The sequence below is a fragment of the Paenibacillus sp. sgz302190 genome, assembly GCF_059820445.1.
Genome location: NZ_JBZYAO010000091.1, coordinates 1 through 1,533, shown reverse-complemented (window position 1 = coordinate 1,533; position 1,533 = coordinate 1). Strand labels below are relative to the sequence as shown.

General features: G+C 51.2%; 4 protein-coding genes and 1 pseudogene. All 5 read left to right on the top strand.

Translation table 11 applies throughout. The features are described from left to right. A pseudogene (locus AC6RNO_RS36535) lies at window positions 1-279 on the top strand (histidine kinase); the annotation flags it as partial. A gap of 5 nt (window positions 280-284) precedes the next feature. Next, entirely contained in the window at window positions 285-599 is a 315-nt protein-coding gene (locus AC6RNO_RS36530) for a histidine kinase (RefSeq protein ID WP_497108431.1), read from the top strand. Further along, window positions 562-942, top strand: a complete 381-nt coding sequence (locus AC6RNO_RS36525) for an ATP-binding protein (protein WP_497108430.1) — start codon at window positions 562-564, stop codon at window positions 940-942. The genes AC6RNO_RS36530 and AC6RNO_RS36525 overlap by 38 nt, the downstream gene beginning before the upstream one ends. A gap of 73 nt (window positions 943-1,015) precedes the next feature. Next, window positions 1,016-1,243: an ATP-binding protein gene (locus AC6RNO_RS36520; protein WP_497108432.1), complete on the top strand. Its 228-nt coding sequence runs from the start codon at window positions 1,016-1,018 to the stop codon at window positions 1,241-1,243. Then, the coding region (locus AC6RNO_RS36515) for a response regulator (RefSeq protein ID WP_497108429.1) at window positions 1,236-1,533 on the top strand (298 nt) is incomplete at its 3' end. The genes AC6RNO_RS36520 and AC6RNO_RS36515, both read left to right, overlap by 8 nt.

The following is a 1,533-nucleotide window of genomic DNA, read 5'->3' as shown; positions in this document are numbered from 1 at the left end:
GCAGCTAGGCAGGCGGCAGGCAAAGAAGCCGAGCTTCGGGCGCTGAAGAACCAGATCGATTCCCACTTCCTCTACAATACGCTGGAGAACGTCAAGATGCTGGCGGAGATTGAAGGGCAGTTCCTTATATCGGACATAATGACCTCGCTAGGCGGTATGATGCGGTATTCGATGGAATGGAAGCGGGATCACGTGATGCTCAGCGATGAGATTCAGCAGGTCCAGCATTATGTATCCGTCATGAACATCCGTTATGATGGAAGACTTGATCTCCGATTGTCGANATGACCTCGCTAGGCGGTATGATGCGGTATTCGATGGAATGGAAGCGGGATCACGTGATGCTCAGCGATGAGATTCAGCAGGTCCAGCATTATGTATCCGTCATGAACATCCGTTATGATGGAAGACTTGATCTCCGATTGTCGATTGCACCGGAATGTCTCGAGCAGGAATCGCTCAAAATGTCACTGCAGCCCGCACTCGAGAATGCAATCAAGCACGGGATGAGCCAAATGCATTCCAGCAACGGGAATCTGGCCGTTACGATCTNGGTATTCGATGGAATGGAAGCGGGATCACGTGATGCTCAGCGATGAGATTCAGCAGGTCCAGCATTATGTATCCGTCATGAACATCCGTTATGATGGAAGACTTGATCTCCGATTGTCGATTGCACCGGAATGTCTCGAGCAGGAATCGCTCAAAATGTCACTGCAGCCCGCACTCGAGAATGCAATCAAGCACGGGATGAGCCAAATGCATTCCAGCAACGGAAATCTGGCCGTTACGATCACTGCCGTCCGGCGTGATCAAGCTTGTGTCATAGAGATCACTGACAACGGCCGCGGCATACCGGAAGAGAAGCTGGGCTTATTGAATCGGATGCTCCGAATGGAAGAGTCCGCTTACCAGGAGGCCCGGCNCTGCCGTCCGGCGTGATCAAGCTTGTGTCATAGAGATCACTGACAACGGCCGCGGCATACCGGAAGAGAAGCTGGGCTTATTGAATCGGATGCTCCGAATGGAAGAGTCCGCTTACCAGGAGGCCCGGCAATTATTCGTTCGCAACAATAGCCACGACAGCAATGGAATCGGTTTGCGTAATGTGGACCAACGCCTAGTGATGAGCTATGGGACGGAATATGGGATTCAGATCGAGAGTAAGGAAGGGAGCTATACACGAATAATCATGACTTTGCCGTATCGGGTCATGGGAGGGGAATTAGACATCTATGATTAGCTTGCTGATCGTCGACGACGAGAAGATCATCCGGAGGGGCTTGCAATCGATGATAGAGAGGCAGTTTCCTAATCTGTTTAACTGCCGATTTGCCGAGAATGGACAAGAGGCGCTGGAGCTGCTTCGCCATGAGCCTGCGGATATTATGATCACAGATATCCGAATGCCAATTATGGATGGGTTCGAACTGCTCGATCAGCTGCAAGGCCACCCGGTTAAACCCGAGATTGTATTGCTGTCTGGCTATAATGAGTTCGTATATGCGCAGAAAGCGATTCGCTGTGCTGTGA

Excerpts from the sequence above, each read along its gene's own strand:
- AC6RNO_RS36520 (WP_497108432.1), top strand. The coding sequence starts at position 1,016 with ATGCTCCGAATGGAAGAGTCCGCTTACCAGGAGGCCCGGCAATTATTC.